Genomic DNA, 22,542 nt, shown 5'->3' on the forward strand with positions numbered 1-22,542 from the left:
CCTCCACTCCAGCCAGCATCTTGAATCACAAAACAGATAAATCTGGAATCCCCTTTGATTCCGTCAAAGGGGGAACCGCTCTAAAGCACGTCGCGTTCGACCTGCCTCATGCGACACGCTTTAGGTTCTTGTTTTGACGCATGTCGTCATCGCAAAACCGCTGCACACCTTGCGCGACATGCATTAACTATCGAGCAGCGCCTGCAGAGTCTCGATGCGGTCGGCTTCGGCCGCCGGCTTGTCCCAGCGCAGCCGCGAAATGCGCGGAAAGCGCATGGCAACGCCGGATTTGTGCCGCGTCGAGCGGTTGAGCCCTTCGAAGGCTACCTCAAGCACCAGCCCGTTCCTGCGGTCGGCACGCACCGAGCGGACCGGGCCGAAGCGCTCGATCGTGTTGTCGCGGACATATTTGTCGATTTGCCTCAGTTCCTCGTCGGTGAAGCCGAAATAGGCTTTTCCCACCGGCACCAGCTCCTCCGATCCTTCCGGCCCGGACCAGACGCCGAATGTGTAGTCGGAATAGAAGCTCGAGCGCTTGCCGTGGCCGCGCTGGGCATACATCAGCACCGCGTCGACCGTGTGCGGATCGCGCTTCCATTTGAACCACGGACCCTTCGGCCGCCCGGCCACATAAGGCGAATCCCAGCGCTTCAGCATGACGCCTTCGATGACCGGATGCAGCGGCTTGCGGCGCAATTCCTCCAGCGCCTGCCAGTCGGTGAATTCGACCAGTGGTGAGATATCGAAGCGACTCGGATCGAGTGTCCTCACGAAGGCCTCAAGCCGGCCGCGCCGTTCGCGGAAGGGCAATCCCCGCACATCCTCGTCACCAATCTGCAGCGCATCGTAGCAGCGCATGAAGGCCGGGTATTGCTGCTGGATCTTGGGTGACACGCTCTTGCGGTTCAGCCGCTGCTGCAGGTCCGAGAAGGTGCCCGTCGCCTGCCTGGGGTCACCGACCAGAAGCTCGCCGTCGAGGGCGCCGGAAAAATCCATCGCCTCGGCAAGGTCCGGAAAGGCGCCGGAGACATCGTCGCCGGTGCGCGAATAGAGCCGGCGAATGCCGCCTTCGCAAACCGCCTGGACGCGGATGCCGTCCCATTTCCATTCGGCCGCGTAGTCGGCCGGGTCGAGCTTTTCGAGATCGCCGTCACCGACGGCATTCGACAGCATCACTGGCCTGAACAGCGCCAGCGCCGTTTTCCTGGGTTTTTCCGCCTTGCCCTCCAGCCAGGCGAACAGCGCCGTATAAGGCGGCGTCAGCCCGTGCCAGAGTTCCTCGATCTCGGCGATATCGACCTTACCGAAATCGGCCAGCGCCTGCTTGGCCAGCCGCGCCGAGACGCCGATGCGCAGGCCGCCGGTGACCAGCTTTATGATGGCGAAGCGCGCCGAAGTGCTGGCGCTGTCGAGCAGCCGGGCCAGCACTTGCGGCCCGTCGGAACGGCTCGCCGCCTGCAGCTTGGCCACCACCTCGGCCAGCGTCGGCTCGTGGTTCGCAATATCGACCGGCGCTTGCGGCCAGACCAGCGACACGGTCTCGGCCAGATCGCCGACATAGTCGTAGGAATAGCCGAACAGCACCGGATCCATGCGCTCGATCACCAGCGTGCGCAGCATCGCCGGCTTGACCGCGGCGATGGACAGATCGCCGGTGATGGCCGCCAGCGCCAGCCCGCGATCCGGATCCTCGACGCTGCGGAAATAGTCGGTCAAAAGCGTCAGCTTGCCATTGCGCGACGGCGTCAGGACGAGACGGTCGAGAAGCTCGGCGAAGCGGTTCATGGGAGGGGCGCCAACAGGATAGGTTTGCGCTCTGTCACACCCCAGAGGGGGGTGTGAAGGATCGCGGCGCCCGCGATTGGTGGTTCAACAATTGCCATCAATCGCCCTCGTCCTCATAACCGACGAGATGCAGTGGCCTGGCGGCGATGCCTTCGAGTTCGCACCAGCGCACCAGCGCCTCCTCGCGGCCATGCGTTACCCAGATTTCTTCCGCGCCGGTCTCCTTGATCGTCGCCGTCAGTTCGTCCCAGTCGGAGTGATCGGAGATGATCAGCGGCAGCTCGACGCCGCCCTGCTTGGCGCGCTGGCGAATGCGCATCCAGCCTGAGGCGAAGCACGACATCGGATCGGGAAAACGCCGCGCCCAGCGATCGGCGAAGGCGGATGGCGGGCCGACGACGATGGCGCCGGCAAAGTCGCTTTTTTGGCCGGTCTCGACGGTCGCCGGTTCCAATGTGCCGAGATCGATATTTTGGCTCTGGTAATACTCGCTGAGCTTGGCCAGCGCGCCATGGATGTAGATCGGCTTTTCGTAGCCGGCATCGCGCAGCAGGCGCATGACGCGCTGCGCCTTGCCGAGCGCATAGGCGCCGACCAGATGCGTGCGCTCGGGAAACTGCTCGGTCGATCTCAGCAGCCGGGCGATCTCTTCGCTATCGGGCGGATGGCGGAACACCGGCAGGCCGAACGTCGCTTCGGTGATGAAGACGTCGCATTTGAGCGGCTCGAACGGCTCGCAGGTCGCGTCCTTCTGGCGTTTATAGTCGCCGGACGCGACGATGCACGTACCTTGATGCGCCACCTTGATCTGCGCCGAGCCCAGCACATGGCCGGCCGGGTGAAAGCTGACGGCCACACCGCCAAGCGCAATCGTCTCGCCGAGCACCGCGGCTTGCGTCGTTCCGGCAAAACCTTCGCCGTAACGCAGGCCCATAATGTCGAGCGTCTGCTGCGTCGCCATCACCGAGCGGTGGCCGGAGCGGGCATGGTCGGAATGGCCATGCGTGATCAGCGCCCGGTTGACCGGCCGCACCGGGTCAATGAAGAAATCGCCGGGCGGGCAATACAGCCCTTCCGGCCGGGGATGAAGCAGGTCGCTGGCGCGCATGGCCCCAAGATAGGCGCTAATTCCGGCGCGGGAAGCCTGTTGTAAGTCACTGCTGACTCCAGCATAGAGCGCAAGCCGGCTGCAACACCCGGCGGAACTCGATCACAATGAAACCGCTCCAGACCTCGTCCGGCGATTTGACCGCCGACCGCCGCGCCGACTATGCCGAAATGCTCTATGCATCCGGCGATCATGCGGCAGCGGCGGAATTGCTGCTCGGCGCGCTCGAACTGGCGCCGCAATGGGCAGCCGGCTGGTTCCGCCTCGGCGAGATGCAGGAGACGGCGGGCGCGCCCGATCTCGCCGCGCAGGCCTGGACGACGGCACTGCGGCTCGACCCGGCGGACAGGCTCGGCGCGGTGCTCAAGCTGCAATTGATCGGCAGGACAGCGGCGGCCCAGGCGCCGCCCAGCGCCTTTGTCGAGACGCTGTACGACCACTATGCCGGGAGCTTCGAGGGTGAGCTGGTCGACAGGCTCGGCTATCGTCTGCCCGAATGCCTCGACCGCGCCATCCGGGCAGCACGGGCGGGCCGGTTTTCGCTGGTGCTCGATCTCGGCTGCGGCACCGGCCTCATGGGCCAGAAGCTGCGGCCGATAGCGGATCGGCTGGAGGGTTACGACATCTCGGCCGGCATGCTGAGGCAGGCGCGCGCCAAGGGTGTCTACGATCTGCTCGTCAAGGCGGACCTGCAGGAGTTTTCCTATTCTGGCCCGAAAGCCGATCTGGTTACGGCGGCCGATGTGTTCATCTATGTCGGCGCACTCGACAAGGTGGTGAACAAGATTGCCGGAATGCTTGCCGGCGGCGGTTTGTTTGCGTTCTCCGTCGAGACGCTCGCCGGCGGCGACTCGTCTGGCAGCGGCGATTTCGCCTTGCTGCCGTCCCGCCGCTACGCGCATTCGCAAAGCTATGTAGAGCGGGTTCTGGACGCCAACGGCTTTTCGGTCCTGTCGCTGCAGGCAACGATTATCCGGCAGGATCGCCGCGAACCGGTCGAAGGGCTGGCCGTAGTGGCAAGCTTGCTTTCCGGCAGCGTAAAATCTGGCTAAGACTCCTGCCGCTGCGCAGGAGCGCGGCAGCTGCGAAAGACAAGGAGCACGTTCATGCGCTGGAACATGATGGTCTTGGCGTCTTGCCTGGCGATGGCCGGCTGCGTCGGCAATTCGATGTCCGAACGGCAGGACGAAAACGTCCAGTCCTCGCTGCTATATGACAAGGTGCCTTGCGATCAATTGCTGGCGCAACGAAACGGCCTGGCGCAGCAATATCATTTGCCGGTGGACGCCAAGCCGTCCTTCTCCAACCCGGCGACGGGCTTTGGCCCGTTCACGCCGGACACGCGCTCAAAAGCCAAGCGTGACGCCGACCAGGCAAGCGGCAAGATCGACGCCATGAACCGGTCGATCAGCCGCCGCGAATGCGGCAAGCCGGCCAAACAGAACAAGTTCGGCCTGACCTGACCGGATCCTAATCCGCCACCTTCCATTGCTCCCGCGAGGCGCTGGCGGGATAGACGCCGAGTATGCGCATCTCGCGCGAGAAAAACCGCAACTCGTCGAGTGCCAGCTTCACCAGCGGATCGTCGGGATGGCCCTCTATGTCGGCGTAGAACAGCGTCGCTGTAAACGCACCGAGCTGGTAGCTTTCCAGCTTGGTCATGTTGATGCCGTTGGTGGCGAATCCGCCCATCGCCTTGTAGAGCGCCGCCGGCACGTTGCGGACGCGGAAGATGAAGGTCGTCATCATCCTGGCGTCGGCCGAGGGGCGTTCGGTCCATTGCTTGTTCTTAGTCAGCACGACGAAGCGGGTGACGTTGCTGTCGGTGTCCTCGACATTCTCCTCGATGATGTCGAGCCCGTAGAGCGTCGAGGCCAGCGCCGGCGCCAGCGCGGCCATGGTGCGGTCCTTCATCGCGGCGACCATCTTGGCGGCGCCCGCGGTGTCGCCGGCAACCGTCGCCTTCCAGCCGTTCTTGCGGATGTATTTGCGGCATTGGCCGAGCGCGTGGATGTGGCTGTGCACGGTCCTGATCTCGTCGCGCCTGACGCCGGGCAGCACCATCAGCTGGAAGTGGATCGGCAGGAAATATTCGCCGATGATGTGCAGCTTCGATTCCGGCAAGAGGTGATGGATGTCGGCGACGCGGCCGGCAATGGTGTTCTCGATCGGGATCATGGCCAGATCGGCCTTGCCGGTCTCGACCGCGTTGAAGGCGTCCTCGAAGGTCGGGCACGGCAACGGCTCCATCGACGGGAACATGTTGCGGCAGGCGGTGTCGGAATTGGCGCCCGGCTCGCCCTGGAAGGATATTTTGTTGGTCTTTTCAGGCATGCGCAGAGTCTCGGGAATTGGGGAAGAATTTCTTAGTTGGAAAGGAGCGCCCTGGCGCGTTCGAGATCGTCCGGCGTATCGACGCCAAGCGGCACCGACTGCACGATCTCCGCATCGATGCGCATGCCGGCCTCCAGCGCCCGCAATTGCTCCAGCCGCTCGCGGCGCTCCAGCGGCGACGGCCTCAGCGCAACGAAGCGTTCGAGTGCGGCGCGGCGATAGGCATAGAGGCCGATATGATGGTAGAGCGGGCCTTCGCCCCAGGGCGCGGTGGCGCGGGTGAAATAGAGCGCCCTGAGCCGTGTCGCCGAGAGTGGCGAGCCGACCAGCTTGACGACATTCGGATTGGTCTTTTCCTCGTCGCGGACGATCTCGACGCAGAGCGTGGCGATATCGACCGCAGCGTCCTCGAAAGGCTTCAGCGCGGCGCCGATAATAAGGGGGTCGATAGTCGGCAGATCGCCCTGCACATTGACGATCGTCTCGACGCTGTTGCCAGGGTCGAGAATGGTCAGCGCTTCGAAGATGCGGTCGGAACCGGTTTCGTGGTCCGCCCGCGTCATCACCGCCTCGAAATCATGCGCGCGCACCGCCTCCGCAACGCCTTGCGTATCGGTGGCGACGACCACCCGGCCGAGCCCCGCTTCGGCGGCGCGGCGGGCGACGTGGACGATCATTGGAGTGCCGGCAATGTCGGCCAGCGGCTTGCCCGGCAGGCGGGTCGAGGCCATGCGGGCCGGGATCAGGATGAGCGTGGACATGAGGCGGGCAGGGGCTCGAAAAAGAGGAGGACAAAAGTGGCAAAAGGTCTCACTGGCAGCGCCCTTATAGGTGTTGCAACGCCGGAGCAAAAGACCTAGTTTCCGCGCGATTTGACCGCCTCGCAGGGTGGTTCACGATACCGACGGACGGAGTGGACGGATCGGTCCGCCGGAAAAGGGAGCCTGGGGCGTATGGATTCCAACGAAGTCAACAAGCTGCTCGCCGCTTTCCTCGGCACCGTGTTCATTGTCTTTTCCGTTGGCATCGTGTCCGACGCGCTGTTTGCCTCTCCAGCGCCGGAAAAGCCCGGCTTCGCCATCGAGGCGACCGAGCCCGCCGAAGGCGGCCCGGCCGCTCCCGCCGCGGAGGCCAAGCCGATCGCCGAGCTGCTGACCACCGCCAACGCCGAAGCCGGCGCCGCCATCTTCAAGAAATGCCAGGCGTGTCATTCCGGCGAAAAGGGCGGCCCCAACAAGGTCGGGCCCGATCTGTGGGACATCATCGACCGTCCGGTCGCCGAGCATGAGGGCTTTGCCTATTCTGCCGGCATGAAAGAGTTCTCCAAGGGCGGCAGCGAGAAGTGGACCTACGACAACCTGAACCACTTCATCACCTCGCCGAAGAAGTTCGTGAAGGGCACGGCGATGGGCTTCGCCGGCCTGCCGAAAGATGAGGACCGCGCCAACGTCATCGCCTATCTGCGCACGCTGTCGGACAATCCGAAGCCGCTGCCGGCACCCGGCGCCTCGGCCGAGAACGCGCCCGCCAAGCCGGCCGAAGGTGCAGCCCCTGCCAAGCCGGCAGAAGGCGCGGCGCCAGCCGCTCCGGCCGCACCCGCAAAATAACAAAACTGTAATGACATAATCCTTGAAAAAGCCGGGTTCAGCCCGGCTTTTTCGTTAGGAAAAATGCATATGCGACGACAAAGCCGCTCGGTTGCGGTTTTCAGCGGCGCCAAATGATCTAGATTGGGCCCAGACGCTATGGTGACGGCGCTATATCGCGAAGGGGAGAACGCATGACGGTTGGCCGAGCGCGGACGCTTCTGAAATCGGTGCTGATGCTGGCTGCTTTTGCCGGCGGCCTGCAGGCGGCCTTCGCGGACGAATGGCGCACGACCTCGTCGCTGATCGGCGAATCCAAATACGGCGACAATTTCAAACACTACGATTATGTCAATCCAGATGCACCAAAGGGCGGCACGCTGAATTCGGTGGCGCCCGGCACGTTTGACAGCTTCAATCCCTACATCGTCCAGGGTTCTGCCGCCGCTGGCTTCGTCCCTTTTGGCGGCGGTCTGCTCTACGACACGCTAATGGAGCAGGCGACCGACGAAGGCAGCACCAGCCATTCGCTGGTCGCTGAAGCCTATAAATATCCGGCCGATTATTCCTCGGCGACCTACCGGCTCGATCCGCGGGCGAAGTGGCATGACGGTCAGCCGATTACCGTCGACGACGTGATCTGGTCGTTCCAGGTGCTAAAGGCCAACAGCCCGCAATATAGCCGTTATTTCGAGAACGTTACCGATGCGGTCGCAATCTCCGATCGAGAGGTCGAGTTCCATTTCAGCCAGAAGGGCAATCGCGAACTGCCCAAGATTCTCGGCGATCTCGTCGTACTGCCCAAGCACTGGTGGGAAGGCAATGACGCCAACGGCACGAAGCGCGACGTCACCCGGCCGACGCTGGAGCCGCCGCTGGGTTCGGCCGCCTACAAGATCGCCAGCTTCAAGCCAGGTTCGGAAATTGTATGGCAGCGCGTGCCTGACTATTGGGCCGCCAAGTTGCCGGTGAAGATCGGCCGAGAGAATTTCGACACGAAGCGGTACACCTACATCCTCGATGAGAATGCAGCTTGGCAGGCATTCACCAAGGGAGGGCTTGAGGACATCAACGCGGAAAACAGCTCCAGACGCTGGTCGACGGCGTATAACTTTCCCGCGATCAAGCAAGGCGACGTCATCAAGAGGGAGTTCAAGACCGAGTCGCCCGAGCCGATGCAGGGTTTCGCGCTTAATCTGCGACGTCCGCAGTTTCAGGATCGACGCATACGCGAGGCGTTGACCGACGTGCTCGATTTCGAAAGCATGAATCGTACGCTGTTCTTCGGTCTTAACACCCGCACGAGCAGCTATTTCCAGGGCACCGACCTGGCGTCCAGCGGCCTGCCGAAAGGCAAGGAGCTGGAGATTCTCGAGCAATATCGTGACAAGCTGCCGCCTGAAGTGTTCACCGAGGAATTCAAACTGCCGGTCTACGACACGCCGCAGGCGGAGCGTAAATACCTGAAGTCCGCGGTCGACCTGTTCGCCAAGGCTGGTTGGGTCATCAAGGGCGGCAAAATGGTCAATGCCCAAACGGGCCAGCAATTCAAGCTGGAGATCCTGGGACGGGACCCGACAGACGAAGTCATCGCAAATCCCTACGTCGATAATTTGCGAAAGATCGGTATTGATGCCGCACTTCGCATTGTTGACCCCAGTCAATATGTGAACCGCACCCGCAGCTTCGACTTCGACATGGTGACGGGGATCTTCCCACAGTCGGATTCGCCCGGCAACGAGCAACGCGACTTCTGGAGTTCAAAAGCCGCCGACGCACCTGGCTCACGCAATCTGATGGGCATTAAGGATCCGATTGTCGACGCGCTGGTCGACCGCGTTATCTACGCCACCGACCGCGACGATCTGGTTGCTGCCACCCATGCGCTCGACCGAGTTCTATTATGGAACTACTATGTCGTGCCGCAATGGCATAGGCCGGTGGTCTGGCTGGCCTACTGGAACAAGTTCGGCATGCCTGAAAAGCAGCCTGCCTATTTAGGCGTGGACACGGATTCCTGGTGGATCGATCCGGACAAGGAAAAGGCGCTGGCGGCCAAATACAAGAGTGGCAATTGATGGCGGCGCTGCCCCGTCGCTACTTCCTCGCCCTGGGCGGTGCCGCCGCGGCAGCTGCATGGCTGCCCGGCCGGGCTTTCGCCACGATCCCGACCGGCGTGAAACTGCACGGCCTGTCCGCCTTCGGCGATCTCAAATACGCGCCGGATTTCAAGCATTTCGACTATGTCAACCCGGACGCTCCCAAGGGCGGCCGGATGAATTTCGCCCCGCCGAACGCTACCTTCAATCAAAGCTTCCTGACTTTCAACACGTTGAACTCGCTGGTGTTGAAGGGGGATTCGCCGCCGCGCACCGAGCTCTGTTTCGATTCGCTGATGACAAGCGCACTTGACGAGCCGGATGCGGTCTACGGCCTGCTTGCCGAATCCGTTACCTTGTCGCAGGACCGCAATGGCTTCCGCTTCAGCCTGCGGCCACAAGCCCGCTTCCATGACGGCTCGCCGCTAACCGCGGAGGACGTTGCCTTCGCATTGAACCTCTACAAAGAGCGCGGACATCCGAATCTTTCCCAACCGCTGCGGCATATGACGGATGCGGTCGCAATCGATCCGCTTACAGTCAGCCTTGCCTTCAACGGCCAACAGTCCGCGCAGAATATCCTCGCCATCGTTGTTATGCCGATCGTGTCGAAAGCCTTCTACACGGCCAACGATTTCGACGCCTCGACGTTAACCCCACCGCTTAGCTCCGGACCATACAGGGCGGGACGGGTCGCGGCCGGGCAGACTGTCGAATATGAACGCGTCGCCGATTATTGGGGCCGCGATCTGGCCGTGAACCGCGGGCTTAATAATTTCGACCGCATCCGCATCGATTTCTATCTTGATCGCCAGGCAGCGTTTGAAGCTTTCAAGAAAGGGGACACGCATTTTCGCGAAGAATTCACATCGCGGGTGTGGGCGACCGGTTACGACTTTCCAGCGCTGAAGGATGGCAGGGTCATCAAACGGGAATTTCCCGGCGAGAAATCGCCCTCCATGCAGGCTGTCGCGCTGAACCAGCGCCGTCCACAATTCCGCGACATACGCGTGAGACGGGCAATCGCCTATTGCTTCGACTTCGAATGGACCAGGCGGGTGCTGTTTTTCGGCGCCTACGAGCGTTCGCAATCGAACTTCGAACGATCGGATTACAAGGCCGAGGGCCTACCCTCGCCCCAGGAACTGAAACTGCTGGAGCCATTTCGAGCCGAGTTGCCGCCGGAGACCTTTGGCGAACCGGTGATGCAACCCGTCTCCGACGGTTCTGGCCATGACCGTAAGTTGCTACGCGAGGCTTCGAGGCTGCTTGCCGAAGCCGGCTGGAAGCGAGCGGGCAATTTCGTCGTCAACGATAAAGGCGAGCGGCTGCAGGTGGAAATGCTGGCCGAGGACGAGGGCCTGGTTCGCATGTTGGCGCCCTGGTCCGAGAATATGAAGGCGATTGGCATCGACGCTTCGGTCCGGCAGGTCGATTCGACGCAATTTGAAGCGCGGCAGAGCAATTTCGACTTCGACTTCAACATGCTCGCATGGTTGATCGGGGCGACGCCCACCACCGACGGTTTAGAGATCCTCTATGCTTCGCGGATGGCGAAAACGCCGGGGATGCGCAACTATCCAGGTACGGAAAGCAAAGCCATCGACGCGCTGATCGAGGCAGCCGGCAAGGCGCAGACCCGCATCGAACTCGTCACCGCGCTCAATGCCCTCGATCGGGTCTTGCGCGCGCGGCTCGACTGGATTCCAACATATTATCAGGCGAATCACCGAGCGGCCTATTGGGACATGTTCGGCTTTCCCGCTCAGAAGCCGGATTACGGCTTTCCGGTCGAGACGTTGTGGTGGTTCGACAAAGACAAGGCGGCACAGATTGGCAAAGCCTGAGATTTTCGCACAAGCGAGGCAGAGAGCCTGATGGGCGCCTATATACTGCGCCGCATCCTGTTGATGATCCCGACCCTGTTCGGCATCATGGCGGTGTCATTTGCCGTCATCCAGTTTGCTCCGGGCGGGCCGGTCGAGCAGGTCATCGCCAGGCTGACCAACCAGGGCGGCAGCGATCGCCTCGGCGGCGGCGGGGGTGATGCCGGCGGCGCCAATTTCGATGTGGCCGGCGACGTCGGCTCGAAATATCGCGGTGCGCAAGGGCTCGATCCGGAATTCATCAAGAAGCTGGAGAAACAGTTCGGCTTCGACAAGCCGCCGCTCGAGCGTTTCGGCATGATGCTGTGGAACTATCTCCGTTTCGATTTCGGCGACAGCTATTTCCGCGACATATCGGTGCTCGACCTGATCCTGGAAAAGATGCCGGTGTCGATCTCGATCGGGCTGTGGATCACGCTTTTGTCCTATTTGATCTCGATCCCGCTCGGCATCCGCAAGGCAGTCAAGGACGGCTCCACCTTCGATGTCTGGACCAGCGGCGTCGTCATCGTCGGCTACGCCATTCCGGGTTTCCTGTTCGGCATATTGCTGATGGTGCTGTTTGCCGGCGGCTCGTTCTGGGACTGGTTTCCGTTGCGCGGAATCACCTCGGACAATTGGGACCAATTGTCATGGCCGGCGCGGATCGGCGACTATTTCTGGCACATGACCTTGCCGTTGACGGCGCTGGTGCTGTCGGCCTTCGCCACGACGACGCTTTTGACCAAGAATTCCTTCCTCGAGGAAATCCGCAAGCAATATGTGGTCACCGCCCGCGCCAAGGGCCTGTCGGAACGGCGGGTGCTCTACGGCCACGTCTTTCGCAACGCCATGCTGATCGTCATCGCCGGCTTCCCCGGTGCCTTCATCTCGGCGTTCTTCACCGGTTCGCTGCTGATCGAGAACATCTTTTCGCTCGATGGGCTCGGCCTGCTCGGCTTCAACTCGGTGGTGCAGCGCGACTATCCGGTGGTCTTCGCCAATCTCTACATCTTCTCGCTGCTTGGCCTGTTCGTCGGGCTGTTGTCCGACCTGATCTACACCTGGGTCGATCCGCGCATCGATTTCGAGCGGAGAGACGTCTGATGGCGCAGGCCACAGCCGAAACGGCGCCGGCACGGATCGCGCGGCCCTTTCTGTCGCCGCTCAACCAGCGGCGCCTGCAGAACTTCAAGTCCAACCGGCGCGGCTACTGGTCGTTGTGGATCTTCCTGTTCCTGTTCGTGCTGTCGCTGGGTTCGGAACTGGTCGCCAACGACAAGCCGATCATCGCCTCCTACAAGGGCGAGATCCTGTTTCCGGTCCTGGTCGCCTATCCCGAGGAGAAGTTCGGCGGCTTCTATGCGGTCACCGACTACCGCGACCCGGTCATCCAGGACGAGATCAATGCCAATGGCTGGATGATCTGGCCGCCGGTGCGCTACTCCTACCAGACCGTCAACAACTCCATTCCAGAGGCAGCACCGACCAAGCCGTCCTGGCTCTACGACAAGAAAACGCGCTGCAACCAGTATCCGAAAGGCGAGGCGGACCCCAATTGCATCGTCGGCAACTGGAACTGGCTCGGCACCGACGACCAGGCCCGCGACGTGCTGGCGCGCGTCATCTACGGGTTCAGGGTCTCGGTGCTGTTCGGCCTGATCCTGACTGCCGGCTCGGCGCTGATCGGTGTGGCGGCCGGCGCCTTGCAGGGCTATTTCGGCGGCTGGACCGACCTTCTGTTCCAGCGCTTCATCGAGATTTGGTCGGCCATCCCGGTGCTGTATCTGCTCTTGATCGTTGCTGCCATCCTGCCGCCCGGCTTCTTCATCCTGCTCGGGCTGATGCTGCTGTTTTCCTGGGTGGCACTGGTCGGCGTGGTCCGGGCCGAGTTCCTGCGCGCCCGCAACTTCGAATATGTCAATGCGGCGCGCGCGCTCGGCGTGTCCAACGTCACCATCATGTTCCGGCATCTGCTGCCCAACGCCATGGTGGCGACGCTGACCTTCCTGCCCTTCCTGCTCAGCGGCTCGATCTCGACGCTGACCTCGCTCGACTATCTCGGCTTCGGCCTGCCGCCCGGCGCCGCCTCGCTCGGCGAGCTGTTGAAGCAGGCGCAGCGCAATCTCAACGCGCCATGGCTCGGCATTTCCGGCTTCGTCGTCATCTCGCTGATGCTGTCGCTGTTGGTCTTCGTCGGCGAGGCCACGCGCGACGCCTTCGATCCGCGCAAGACGTTCAGATGAGGGCGATGCGGGCTGGCATTCGGCATGTTATATTCCCGAGAATGGCAATCCGGACAAAAGCGGACGTATCCTCAAGGCGTTGGGGAAGGAAAGGGTTATGAATAGGGTCATCCTTGAACACTACCCGGCATCGAAGCTCCCGGATGAACTGCGAAAAGGCATAGCTCCGAGCGCTTCGGTCAAAGTGACAGTGGAAGAGGAGGCCAACAGGCCTCTTGGCCGCGAACAATTGCTTGAACTCATGCGGAATGCTCAGGCCAACGCGCCGGGAACAAGCCTCGACGAGGCTGTCGCGCGTGTTCGTGCCCTCCGCGATGAGTGGGAGGATTGATGGCTGCAGTCCGGATTTATGTCGATACCAATATTTTCATCTATGCCTTTGAAAACAACGATGCGCTTGCAAAAAAACTGCTTCAGGTCATTTCACTGAACGGGGGCAGAAAGCAGCCTTTCCTGACGACGAGTGAGATCGTCCTCGCAGAGTTGATGGTCGATCCCTTGAGAAAGAACAATGAGCGACTGATCGAACTCTACGACAATATATCAATCGGCAACGCCTTCATCTCAATTGGGGCGGTAACTCGCGAGGTTCTCTGGCACGCAGCACAGTTGCGTTCGGAATTCGTTTCCTTGAGATTACCGGACGCGATCCATCTCTCCACAGCGATGCACTTCGGCTGCACCCAATTTCTGACTGCGGATACGAGATTGAAAGAGACCTATTCTATCGCGCCAAATCGTCTCGTTCCCCCTCAAATGGCAGCCAAAATTTCGATCATACGACCGGAAATTTCCGCCTTGGACAGGGTTGTCGCGGAAATTGAGCCATGACCGCCTCTCTCCTTTCCGTACAAGACCTCAGCGTCGCCTTCACGCAAGGCGGCGACCAGTCGATCGCCGTCGACCATATCTCCTTCGACCTCGCCAAGGGCGAGACGGTCGCGCTGGTCGGCGAGTCCGGCTCCGGCAAGTCGGTCACCGCGCTGTCGGTGCTGAAGTTGCTGCCCTATCCGACCGCCAGCCACCCGTCGGGAAAGATCCTGTTCCTCGGCGCCGACCTGCTTGCCGCCGACGAGAAGGACCTGCGCCGGGTGCGCGGCAACAAGATCACCATGATCTTCCAGGAACCGATGACGTCGCTCAACCCGCTGCATACGATCGAGCAGCAGATCGTCGAGGTGCTAAAGCTGCACCAGGGCCTGGGGGACCGCAAAGCCAAGGCGCGCACGCTGGAACTTCTGCACGAGGTCGGCATCCGCGAACCGGAGAAACGGCTCGACGCCTATCCGCACCAGCTTTCCGGCGGCCAGCGCCAGCGCGTCATGATCGCCATGGCGCTGGCCAATGAGCCTGAACTCTTGATCGCCGACGAGCCGACGACGGCGCTCGACGTCACCGTCCAGGCGCAGATCCTCGAACTGCTCGCCGGCCTGAAAAGCCGCAAGAACATGTCGATGCTGTTCATCACCCACGATCTCGGCATCGTCAGGAAGATCGCCGACCGGGTCTGCGTGATGACCAAGGGCAAGATCGTCGAGACCGGCCCGACCAAGGAGATATTCGCCAATCCGCAGCACGCCTACACGCGGCATCTGCTTGCCGCCGAGCCGAAAGGCAAGCCGCCGGCGGCCAACCAAACCGCCAAGCCGGTGATGGTCGGCAAGGAGGTCAAGGTCTGGTTTCCGATCAAGAAGGGCTTCTTCCGGCGCACCGTCGACAATGTGAAGGCGGTCGACGGCATCGACGTCACGGTGCGGGCCGGCCAGACGCTTGGCGTCGTCGGCGAATCCGGTTCCGGCAAGACGACGCTCGGCCTGGCGCTGGCCAGGATGATCTCGTCGACCGGGACCATCCAGTTCAACGGACGCGGCATCGATCAGCTGTCCTTCAACGAAATGCGGCCGCTGCGGCGCGAGCTGCAGATCGTCTTCCAGGATCCGTTCGGTTCGCTCAGCCCGCGTATGTCGGTCGCCGAGATCATCGAGGAAGGGTTGAAGATCCACGAGCCGAAACTGTCGCCCGATGCGCGCGACGAGCGTGTCGTCGACGTGCTGAAGGAAGTCGGCCTCGATCCGGCGACGCGCAACCGCTATCCGCACGAATTCTCCGGCGGCCAGCGCCAGCGCGTCGCAATCGCGCGCGCCATGGTGCTCAACCCGCGCTTCGTCATGCTGGACGAGCCGACCTCGGCGCTCGACATGAGCGTGCAGGCGCAGGTCGTCGACCTCTTGCGCAGCCTGCAGGCCAAGCATGACCTCGCCTACCTCTTCATCAGCCACGATCTGAGGGTCATCCGCGCGCTGGCCAACGAAGTCATCGTCATGCGCAATGGCAGGATCGTCGAGGCCGGCCCTTCCGAACAGATTTTTGGCAACCCGCGGACCGACTATACAAAGGCGTTGATCTCGGCCGCCTTCAAGATCGAAACGGCGCCGGTCGGCATCGTCAGCGAGTAGATTTTCGCCAGAGATCATGCACAAAATCAAAACGCTGCCGCGCCCTTGCACGTTGGGACGCGAACGCTGTTGGTAAAAAGGGATAAACAATCCGCAATGGAAAAAGGCCGCATACTGCTTGCCCTCACCGGTATTCATCCGCTGCGCTGGCGCGAACTGCTGTCGGCGGAACGCGAAGTGGTGCTCGAGCCGAATGGCGCCGGCGATCCCTCGATCACCTATGCGGTGGTGTGGAAACAGCGGCCGAACCTGTTGTCGTCGCTGCCCAATCTGCGGGCCATCTTCTCGATCGGCGCCGGCGTCGACCACATTTTCGCCGATCCCACCTTGCCCGACGTACCGGTCGTCAAGGTGGTGGCCGACAACCTGACCCAGTACATGACCGAATACGTCGTCTGGCGGGTGCTCGACCACCATCGCCAGGGCATGCTCTACCGCGCCCAGCAGCAGAAGAAGATCTGGCACGAACCGCAGCAGCGGCCGGCCAGCGACATCTCGGTCGGCATTATGGGGCTCGGCACGCTTGGCCGCGCGGCGGCATCGGTGCTGTTGTCACTCGGCTTTCCCGTTAATGGCTGGTCGCGCAGCGACCGGCCGATGCAAGGTGTCTCGACTTACGCGGGCGAGGCCGGCCTGATCCCGTTCCTAAACGCCACCGACATCCTGGTGGTGCTTCTGCCGCTGACGCCACAGACGCACGGCATCATCAATTACGGCGTGCTGAAGGAGCTGCGCAAGCGCAACGGGCTCGGCGGCTCGGTGCTGATCAATGCCGGGCGCGGCAGGCTGCAGAAGGACGCCGACATTTTGCGCGCGCTGGACGACGGCACGCTGAAGGAAGCCAGCCTCGACGTGTTCGAGGTCGAGCCGCTGCCGAAGACCAGCCCGCTATGGAGCCATCCGAAAGTGTTCGTGACGCCGCATGCGGCGGCGACCTCCGATCCGGTCCACCTGGCGCCGATCATGCTGCGCCAGATGGACGCCTTCGAGCGCGGCGAAGCGCTGGAAAATGTGGTGGATCGCGACGCGGGGTATTGATTTTCTAGAGCGCCGCTTTCCAGTCTCAGCCCCAGCCAAGCGGCACGTAGTCGATCTCCATAAACGCCGCGACCTCCGGGATCCAGCGGTCGCGGACGAAGGCGACGTGGTCGGGATGGTCGTTATAGCCGGAATAGGCCCGCTGGTCGGCGAACTCCATCGAGAAGCCGAAGCGGTAGTCGTTCTTGGGGCTGACCTGCCGCAACTGCTCGAAATGCGTGACGCCCTTTATCGCCGTGAGGATCCTCTTGGCGTCGGCGAGGAACCTTTTTTCCTCGAGCGAATGCGGCGGGTGTTTTAGCGTGAACACGACGGTGTGACGGATCATTTTCTGCTCCTGCGATGTCGATCCTGCTATGCGCTGTCGGCCCAGGCGCGGATCAGGTTATAGGCGATCGCCCCCTTCGGCGGCGTCACCAGGCCGCCCGGATGCTCGCGGGCCAGCATCGAGAGCACCTCGTCGCGAAAGAACCAGCGGCAATCTTCCAACTCGTTGAGGTCGGGCTGGATATCGTCGTTGAGCGGTTCGCCGAAGCAGCCGATCATCAGCGAATAGGGGAACGGCCAAGGCTGGCTGGCGTGGTAGACGACGCGGCCAAGCCGGATGCCGGCTTCCTCCAGCGTTTCGCGGCGCACCGCCGCCTCGATCGTCTCGCCCGGCTCGATGAAACCGGCGAGCGCCGAATACATACCGGGCCCGAAGTGCCGGCCGCGGCCGAGCAGGCATTTTTCGGGCGTTGCCGTCAGCATGATCGCCACCGGGTCGGTGCGCGGAAAGTGCTCGGTGCCGCAGGCCGGGCAACGCCGCTTGTAACCGCCCGCCCGCATCTCGGCTTCGGTGCCGCATTTGCTGCAGAAGCGATGGCTGGCATGCCAGGCGAGCAGCGCCGCCCCTTGCGCCAGCGCGCCGGCCGCCGCTTCGTCGATCAGCCCCTGCATATAGACCGAGCGATAGTCGATCGCCTTGATCGCCTCGGGAAGCTGCTCGGGCTCGACCCCGGCCGGCACCGCCAGCACCGGGCCGCTTTCGGAAAAGCCGAGCAGGACGCCGTTTTCGAGCGATGCTTCGAGCGGCCGGCTTTCGGCCGCTCCGAACCAGGGGTCGAATGCGCCTTGCGCAAGCTTCAAATAGAGCCGGCCGCCACGCATCAGCAAAAGCCGCGCCGAGGGATCGGCGAGCGCCTTTTCGACGGAATCATCGGCGCGGTTTTCGGACTGCCGGTCGATAATGTTGCCGGCGAAGCCGACGAACTGGCTCGGCTCGCGCAAGGGCGCGTCAAACAGGCGAAAGCTCATGCAGACTCGGGAAGGTTCAAGGTGGACACGGGAGAGGCTTATAGCGCTGCCTTGATCTTTTCCGCAAACTTGCGAAGGTCGGAGCGCTGATAGGGCTCACGCAGGCCGTGCCCCCACACCGGGCCGGGCCAGCCGGGATCGCCTTCCGAGCGCGCAATGACGTGTACATGCAACTGTCGCACGATGTTGCCGAGTGCGCCGGTGTTGATCTTGGTGCAGCCGGTCACGCGCTTCAGCGCCAGCGCCACCATGTTGGTCTCGAAGGTCAGCATCGCCTGGTCGAGCGGCGTCATATCGTGGATTTCCTCGATGCCCGGCCGCTGCGGCACCAGCAGCAGCCATGGCCAGCGGCGGTCGTTCATGACGCGCAATTCGCACAGGCCGAGCCACATCAGCTGTTCGCTGTCGGCTTCCAGCTGGGCGTCAAGCGTGAATCCGGCCTTGAGGCCCGGCAGCATCGGCGTTTCCCTCACTTTTGACGTTTTTTGAACTCCATCGACGCTAGAGCGGCTTCCGAAGGGCCGCAAGGGGCAGCAAGCAACATTGGCCGTCGTGGCGCTTATTGTGCGCGAAGAAGTGAGGGCCCGGGCAAATTGCATCAGGTTGGGCGCTGCCCCGCCGAGGTCGACAATTTTGATCACGGCCACATTTTGTTCTTGCTTTGTGCCGGCAGCTATGCTACTAATCTCGCTATGGTGATTATTCGCACCAACGACCCGCCCGCCGAGGCGGGTTTTTGGTTTCAGCTGTCGTCGTCGCTCACGACCTCTATCATCCGCACTTGCATTTCATCGCCGGATTGCCGATATGGAGGCTGGGAGGTTGGTGGTGGACGGTCCACTCGCCAACCGGGTCAGGTCCGGAAGGAAGCAGCCCTAACGAGCCCGGAACGGGTCATTGTTCCAGCCTCCCGCCTCTTCGCCTTTTGCCCCGACATTGACGGCGCCAAGCCGTGCGGGCGAAACTATGCGCAGGAATCGGCCGCCTCCAGTGGCAGCCCTTGGAGCTTAACGGGCGAATGAGCGAAGCCGGAAACGAGGCCGGGAAATTGGACAAGCCTGCCGCCTATCGCGTGCTGGCGCGCAAATACCGACCGTCGAATTTCTCCGAGCTGATCGGCCAGGAGCCGATGGTCCGCACGTTGACCAATGCCTTTGCCACCGGCCGCATCGCCCAGGCCTGGATGCTGACCGGCGTGCGCGGCGTCGGCAAGACGACGACCGCGCGCATCCTCGCGCGGGCCCTGAACTACAAAACACCGACGGTCGACCAGCCTTCCGTCGACCTTGCTGTGCTCGGCGAGCATTGCCAGGCGATCATGGAAGGCCGCCATGTCGACGTCATCGAGATGGACGCCGCCTCGCATACCGGAATCGACGACATCAGGGACATCATCGAACGTGTGCGCTACGCCCCGGTGTCGGCGCGCTACAAGGTCTACATCATCGACGAAGTGCACATGCTTTCCACCCAGGCCTTCAACGGCCTGCTGAAGACGCTGGAAGAGCCGCCGCCGCACGTCAAGTTCATCTTCGCCACCACCGAAATCCGCAAGGTGCCGATCACGGTCCTGTCGCGCTGCCAGCGTTTCGACCTCAGGCGCATCGATGCGGCGATGATCAAGGCCGACCTTGCCAGGATAGCCGGTCTGGAGGGTATCGAAGTCGAAGACGATGCGCTGGCGATGATCGCGCGCGCGGCCGAAGGCTCGATGCGCGATGCGCAGTCGATCCTCGACCAGGCGATCGCCCATGGCGGCGGCGCGGTCAGCGCCGAAGCGGTGCGTGCCATGCTCGGCCTCGCCGACCGTGCCCGCATCGTCGACCTGTTCGAACATGTCATGAAGGGCGACGTCGCCGCGGCACTTGCCGAATTCCGTGCGCAGTACGATACGGGCGCCGATCCTGCCGCTGTGCTGACCGACCTTGCCGAGTTCAACCATCTGGTCACCCGTCTGCGTTTCGTGCCGGCTGCCGTCGACGACGCCTCGCTGTCCGAGGACGAGCGCCGGCGCGGCGCCGATTTCGCCAGCACGCTGTCGGTCAAGGTGCTGTCGCGGACGTGGCAGATGCTCTTGAAAGGCATTCCCGAGGTGCAGACCTCCAACCGCCCGGTCAGCGCCGCCGAGATGGTGCTGATCCGGCTGGCCCATGCCGCCGACCTGCCGACGTTGGACGAGGCCCTGAAATCGCTGGAGAACGGCGGTACCCTGCTGGGCGCCGCGCCGCGCGTGAATGGCACGCCGGCAAGCCCCGGCCCTGCAAACCATGCGCCTGCAAGCGGTGGTGCCGGCGCCGTGGCGCAGGCGCGGATGCCGACGGCCAATGGCGGCGCGCAGACGATGCGCCTGATCGAGGCCGAGCCCGTGCCGACGAACTTCGTTGCTCCGCCGGAGCCGGCGGTCGAGGCGCCGCCGGTGCCGGTGAAATCGCTGGCAGACATTGTCGCCCTTGCCGACGCCCAGCGCGACATGGCCTTCAAGGTGCTGGTGAAGCGTTGCGTGCGCCTGGTGCGCATCGAGCCCGGCCGTATCGACGTCAGCCTGACCGACGATGCGCCGAAGATGCTGCTCAATGATTTGACCGCCAAGCTGCGCGCCTGGACCGGCCGGAACTGGCTGGTGTCGCTGTCGAGGGAGGAGGGCGGCCAGACGCTGGCAGAGATGGAATCGACAAAGCGCGAAAACGCCTTCCTCGATGCCAAGAGCGACCCGACGGTCGCCGCCATCCTGGCGCGCTTTCCCGGCGCCAAGATCATCGACGTGCGCATTCCCGACGCGCCGGAAGCCGATGCGGCCGAGGCCGAAATGCCGGTCGAGCCGCCGCCTGACGACGACGAAACCTGAACAACCAGCACCAACTGCAAAGGACAGTGCGATGAAAGATCTTCTTGGCCTGATGGGCAAGGCAAAGGAAATGCAGGCCAAGTTCCAGGCCATGCAGGATGAGATCGCCACGCTGGAAGCCACCGGGCAGGCCGGCGGCGGCCTGGTCAGCGTGACGCTGACCGGCAAATTCGAGATGAAGTCGCTGAAGATCGACCCGGCGCTGTTCAAGGAGGACGAGGTCGAGATTCTCGAGGACCTGCTGCTCGCTGCCCACAACGACGCCAGGACCAAGGTCGAGCAGACCATGCAGGAGAAGACCAAGGCGCTGACCGCGGGACTGCCGATCCCGCCGGGAATGAAGCTGCCGTTCTAAGGTGTGTTGATATTCAGGTGATGCCGGCCTGCAAACGGCGGCTTCCTGCGCTTCCGGTGCTCACGTACGAAAAGTACGCTCCGCTCCGGGTTCTCGGAAGCCACCATTTTCGGCTCGGCCTGACCTGAATCTCAGCACACCTCGAGCTGTGTTTACAGTTACCGCGTCGACTGAACCAATCTCTCCAGGCTTGGGCAAGCCCTCCTGCGGAGATTGCGGCGCCCCAAGGTCACGGCATGAATCCTTGGAACCATGCCGGCACCTGACCGAAGAGGGCAGCGATCCAACGCTCTTCGCCCGCCAGCTGTGTCTATTGGGCAACTCCCCACACTTAATAACGCTTTAGCCATCTTTTTGCCCGAAAGTGTCTCATTCTTGCCGCAACCAGGGGCGGGCTGGCAGCAGAATGAGGGGACGCCTGTTTGATCTCTACCCGATGGAAGACGCCGTTGCGGCTCGGCGTCGTTGTCTCGCCGCTGTTTTTGGCCGCTTGCAGTCAGACCGCCTCGCACGGCATGTCCAGCCTGACCGATGCCATTACGCCGGGTTTCCTGAGCTCGCGCTCCTACCATTCCACGCCCAAGGAGAAGGAGTGCCTGGAGCGGGCAATGTTCTTCGAGTCTAACCGGTCGAGCCGTGACGGCATGATTGCGGTCGGCACGGTGGTGATGAACCGGCTGCGGTCCGGCAAGCACGGCGACACCATCTGCGAAGTGGTTGGCGAGCGCGGCCAGTTCGCGCCGGGCGTCATGACACGGCCGATGAATTCGAAGGCGATGCCCGACGTCGAGGAAGCCGCCGAGGCGGTGCTCAAGGGCGAGCGCAAAGCCAAGCTGAAGAACACGATGTATTTCCACACCGCCGGCCTGCGCTTCCCCTACAAGAACATGCACTACACCATGGTCGCGGGCGGCAATGCCTTTTATGAAAAGCGCGGCCGCAACTGGCAGCCGCTGCCGGACGAGCCCGTGATTGCCATTGCCCAGGCCAAGCCGCAAGCGCCTGCCGCTCAGGCCATACTTGTCGCCTCGGCGGAGCCGGCACGCGAGGTCAAGCCGACATTCGCCAAGGCGACCTATGTGACCGCCGCTGCATCGCAGCCGGCAAAGCAGACAAGGGTGACTGCCGGAATGGCAACCGCGGAGAGGGCGACGGCGGAGAAGCCGATGCTTGTGGCGCTGCAAGAACCAATGCAGGAGCCCGATGCGGCCCGTTTTGGCGGAACCGTGAGCGAGCGGCCTGTCACCTCCTTCCAGGCCGCGCCGGCAGAGCCGACAATGTCATTCGAGGCGACGCCCGAGAACACCGACGCCATCGGCGCGATGATCGCCGGCCAGACCCGGCCGCTAGAAGACAACTGAGGCGGTCAACGTCGGCGCCGCCCCTCATCTGGCTGCCGCCATCTTCTCCCCGTATAGTGACGGGGAGCAGGACGCCTTTGCCAAGGATTTCGCCAATTTCCGGCGCTACAAAAAGGGTGCCGAGGTTGCGGTCAGCCCTTTCTCCCCGTCACTATACGTGGAGAAATG

General features: G+C 62.6%; 21 protein-coding genes and 1 other RNA gene. 15 read left to right on the forward strand and 7 right to left on the reverse strand.

Features of this window, described 5'->3' with window-relative positions; all coding sequences use genetic code 11:
* Positions 1-183: 183 nt before the first annotated feature.
* Both NKI95_RS31465 and NKI95_RS31470 read right to left on the reverse strand, forming a co-directional pair.
* Positions 184-1,785 (reverse strand): cisplatin damage response ATP-dependent DNA ligase, encoded by a 1,602-nt coding sequence (locus NKI95_RS31465; RefSeq protein WP_352721706.1) that lies wholly within the window; start codon positions 1,783-1,785, stop codon positions 184-186.
* A gap of 97 nt (positions 1,786-1,882) precedes the next feature.
* Positions 1,883-2,893 carry a ligase-associated DNA damage response exonuclease gene (locus NKI95_RS31470; protein WP_352721707.1) on the reverse strand — a complete coding sequence of 337 codons (1,011 nt, stop codon included), beginning with the start codon at positions 2,891-2,893 and terminating at the stop codon, positions 1,883-1,885.
* Positions 2,894-3,000: 107 nt separating this feature from the next.
* Between NKI95_RS31470 and NKI95_RS31475 the strand changes: the two genes are divergently transcribed.
* Both NKI95_RS31475 and NKI95_RS31480 read left to right on the forward strand, forming a co-directional pair.
* Positions 3,001-3,945 carry a class I SAM-dependent DNA methyltransferase gene (locus tag NKI95_RS31475; protein WP_352721709.1) on the forward strand — a complete coding sequence of 315 codons (945 nt, stop codon included), beginning with the start codon at positions 3,001-3,003 and terminating at the stop codon, positions 3,943-3,945.
* A gap of 54 nt (positions 3,946-3,999) precedes the next feature.
* The gene (locus NKI95_RS31480; protein WP_352721710.1) at positions 4,000-4,356 is read left to right on the forward strand and encodes a hypothetical protein; all 357 of its coding nucleotides are present in this window, start codon (positions 4,000-4,002) and stop codon (positions 4,354-4,356) included.
* A gap of 7 nt (positions 4,357-4,363) precedes the next feature.
* Here NKI95_RS31480 and NKI95_RS31485 read toward each other — a convergent pair whose 3' ends face one another.
* Positions 4,364-5,227, reverse strand: coding sequence for a prephenate dehydratase (locus tag NKI95_RS31485; RefSeq protein WP_352721712.1), 864 nt, complete (start codon positions 5,225-5,227; stop codon positions 4,364-4,366).
* 32 nt (positions 5,228-5,259) lie between these two features.
* Positions 5,260-5,988: a 3-deoxy-manno-octulosonate cytidylyltransferase gene (locus tag NKI95_RS31490; RefSeq protein WP_352721714.1), complete on the reverse strand. Its 729-nt coding sequence runs from the start codon at positions 5,986-5,988 to the stop codon at positions 5,260-5,262.
* Between the two features lie 192 nt (positions 5,989-6,180).
* Between NKI95_RS31490 and NKI95_RS31495 the strand changes: the two genes are divergently transcribed.
* From NKI95_RS31495 to NKI95_RS31535, 9 genes are all read left to right on the forward strand, one after another.
* Positions 6,181-6,834, forward strand: coding sequence for a c-type cytochrome (locus NKI95_RS31495; protein ID WP_352467475.1), 654 nt, complete (start codon positions 6,181-6,183; stop codon positions 6,832-6,834).
* Between the two features lie 173 nt (positions 6,835-7,007).
* The gene (locus NKI95_RS31500; protein WP_352721715.1) at positions 7,008-8,891 is read left to right on the forward strand and encodes an extracellular solute-binding protein; all 1,884 of its coding nucleotides are present in this window, start codon (positions 7,008-7,010) and stop codon (positions 8,889-8,891) included.
* The gene (locus NKI95_RS31505) at positions 8,891-10,759 is read left to right on the forward strand and encodes an extracellular solute-binding protein (RefSeq protein ID WP_352721716.1); all 1,869 of its coding nucleotides are present in this window, start codon (positions 8,891-8,893) and stop codon (positions 10,757-10,759) included. The genes NKI95_RS31500 and NKI95_RS31505 overlap by 1 nt, the downstream gene beginning before the upstream one ends.
* A gap of 30 nt (positions 10,760-10,789) precedes the next feature.
* Complete coding sequence (locus NKI95_RS31510; RefSeq protein WP_292662264.1) at positions 10,790-11,884, forward strand: microcin C ABC transporter permease YejB; 1,095 nt, start codon at positions 10,790-10,792, stop codon at positions 11,882-11,884.
* Positions 11,884-13,023, forward strand: coding sequence for an ABC transporter permease (locus tag NKI95_RS31515; RefSeq protein WP_292662261.1), 1,140 nt, complete (start codon positions 11,884-11,886; stop codon positions 13,021-13,023). Before NKI95_RS31510 ends, NKI95_RS31515 begins: the two co-directional genes overlap by 1 nt.
* Before the next feature lie 97 nt (positions 13,024-13,120).
* Positions 13,121-13,354: a hypothetical protein gene (locus NKI95_RS31520; RefSeq protein WP_236379202.1), complete on the forward strand. Its 234-nt coding sequence runs from the start codon at positions 13,121-13,123 to the stop codon at positions 13,352-13,354.
* Positions 13,354-13,854, forward strand: coding sequence for a type II toxin-antitoxin system VapC family toxin (locus NKI95_RS31525; RefSeq protein WP_352721718.1), 501 nt, complete (start codon positions 13,354-13,356; stop codon positions 13,852-13,854). Before NKI95_RS31520 ends, NKI95_RS31525 begins: the two co-directional genes overlap by 1 nt.
* Positions 13,851-15,479 carry an ABC transporter ATP-binding protein gene (locus NKI95_RS31530; protein ID WP_352721720.1) on the forward strand — a complete coding sequence of 543 codons (1,629 nt, stop codon included), beginning with the start codon at positions 13,851-13,853 and terminating at the stop codon, positions 15,477-15,479. The genes NKI95_RS31525 and NKI95_RS31530 overlap by 4 nt, the downstream gene beginning before the upstream one ends.
* Before the next feature lie 96 nt (positions 15,480-15,575).
* On the forward strand, positions 15,576-16,517 hold the full coding sequence (locus tag NKI95_RS31535; protein ID WP_352721722.1) for a 2-hydroxyacid dehydrogenase: 942 nt from the start codon (positions 15,576-15,578) through the stop codon (positions 16,515-16,517).
* Positions 16,518-16,542: 25 nt separating this feature from the next.
* Here NKI95_RS31535 and NKI95_RS31540 read toward each other — a convergent pair whose 3' ends face one another.
* The 3 genes from NKI95_RS31540 to NKI95_RS31550 are packed head-to-tail and all read right to left on the reverse strand — an operon-like array spanning position 16,543 to position 18,271.
* Positions 16,543-16,845, reverse strand: a complete 303-nt coding sequence (locus NKI95_RS31540; protein WP_292662251.1) for a Dabb family protein — start codon at positions 16,843-16,845, stop codon at positions 16,543-16,545.
* A gap of 26 nt (positions 16,846-16,871) precedes the next feature.
* Complete coding sequence (gene nudC, locus NKI95_RS31545) at positions 16,872-17,813, reverse strand: NAD(+) diphosphatase (RefSeq protein WP_352721723.1); 942 nt, start codon at positions 17,811-17,813, stop codon at positions 16,872-16,874.
* Between the two features lie 38 nt (positions 17,814-17,851).
* Positions 17,852-18,271: an HIT family protein gene (locus NKI95_RS31550; RefSeq protein ID WP_023676868.1), complete on the reverse strand. Its 420-nt coding sequence runs from the start codon at positions 18,269-18,271 to the stop codon at positions 17,852-17,854.
* A 359-nt stretch (positions 18,272-18,630) separates the two neighbouring features.
* Here NKI95_RS31550 and ffs point away from each other — a divergent pair.
* From ffs to NKI95_RS31570, 4 genes are all read left to right on the forward strand, one after another.
* An RNA gene (ffs, locus tag NKI95_RS31555) (signal recognition particle sRNA small type) lies at positions 18,631-18,727 on the forward strand.
* 104 nt (positions 18,728-18,831) lie between these two features.
* Positions 18,832-20,658: a DNA polymerase III subunit gamma/tau gene (locus NKI95_RS31560; RefSeq protein WP_352721725.1), complete on the forward strand. Its 1,827-nt coding sequence runs from the start codon at positions 18,832-18,834 to the stop codon at positions 20,656-20,658.
* Between the two features lie 31 nt (positions 20,659-20,689).
* A complete protein-coding gene (locus NKI95_RS31565; RefSeq protein WP_292662242.1) occupies positions 20,690-21,013 on the forward strand; it encodes a YbaB/EbfC family nucleoid-associated protein in 324 nt (107 codons plus the stop codon).
* Between the two features lie 422 nt (positions 21,014-21,435).
* Complete coding sequence (locus NKI95_RS31570; RefSeq protein ID WP_352721727.1) at positions 21,436-22,374, forward strand: cell wall hydrolase; 939 nt, start codon at positions 21,436-21,438, stop codon at positions 22,372-22,374.
* The last annotated feature ends 168 nt before the right edge of the window (positions 22,375-22,542 follow it).

The sequence above is a fragment of the Mesorhizobium sp. M0306 genome (genome assembly GCF_040321655.1).
GTDB lineage: Bacteria > Pseudomonadota > Alphaproteobacteria > Rhizobiales > Rhizobiaceae > Mesorhizobium.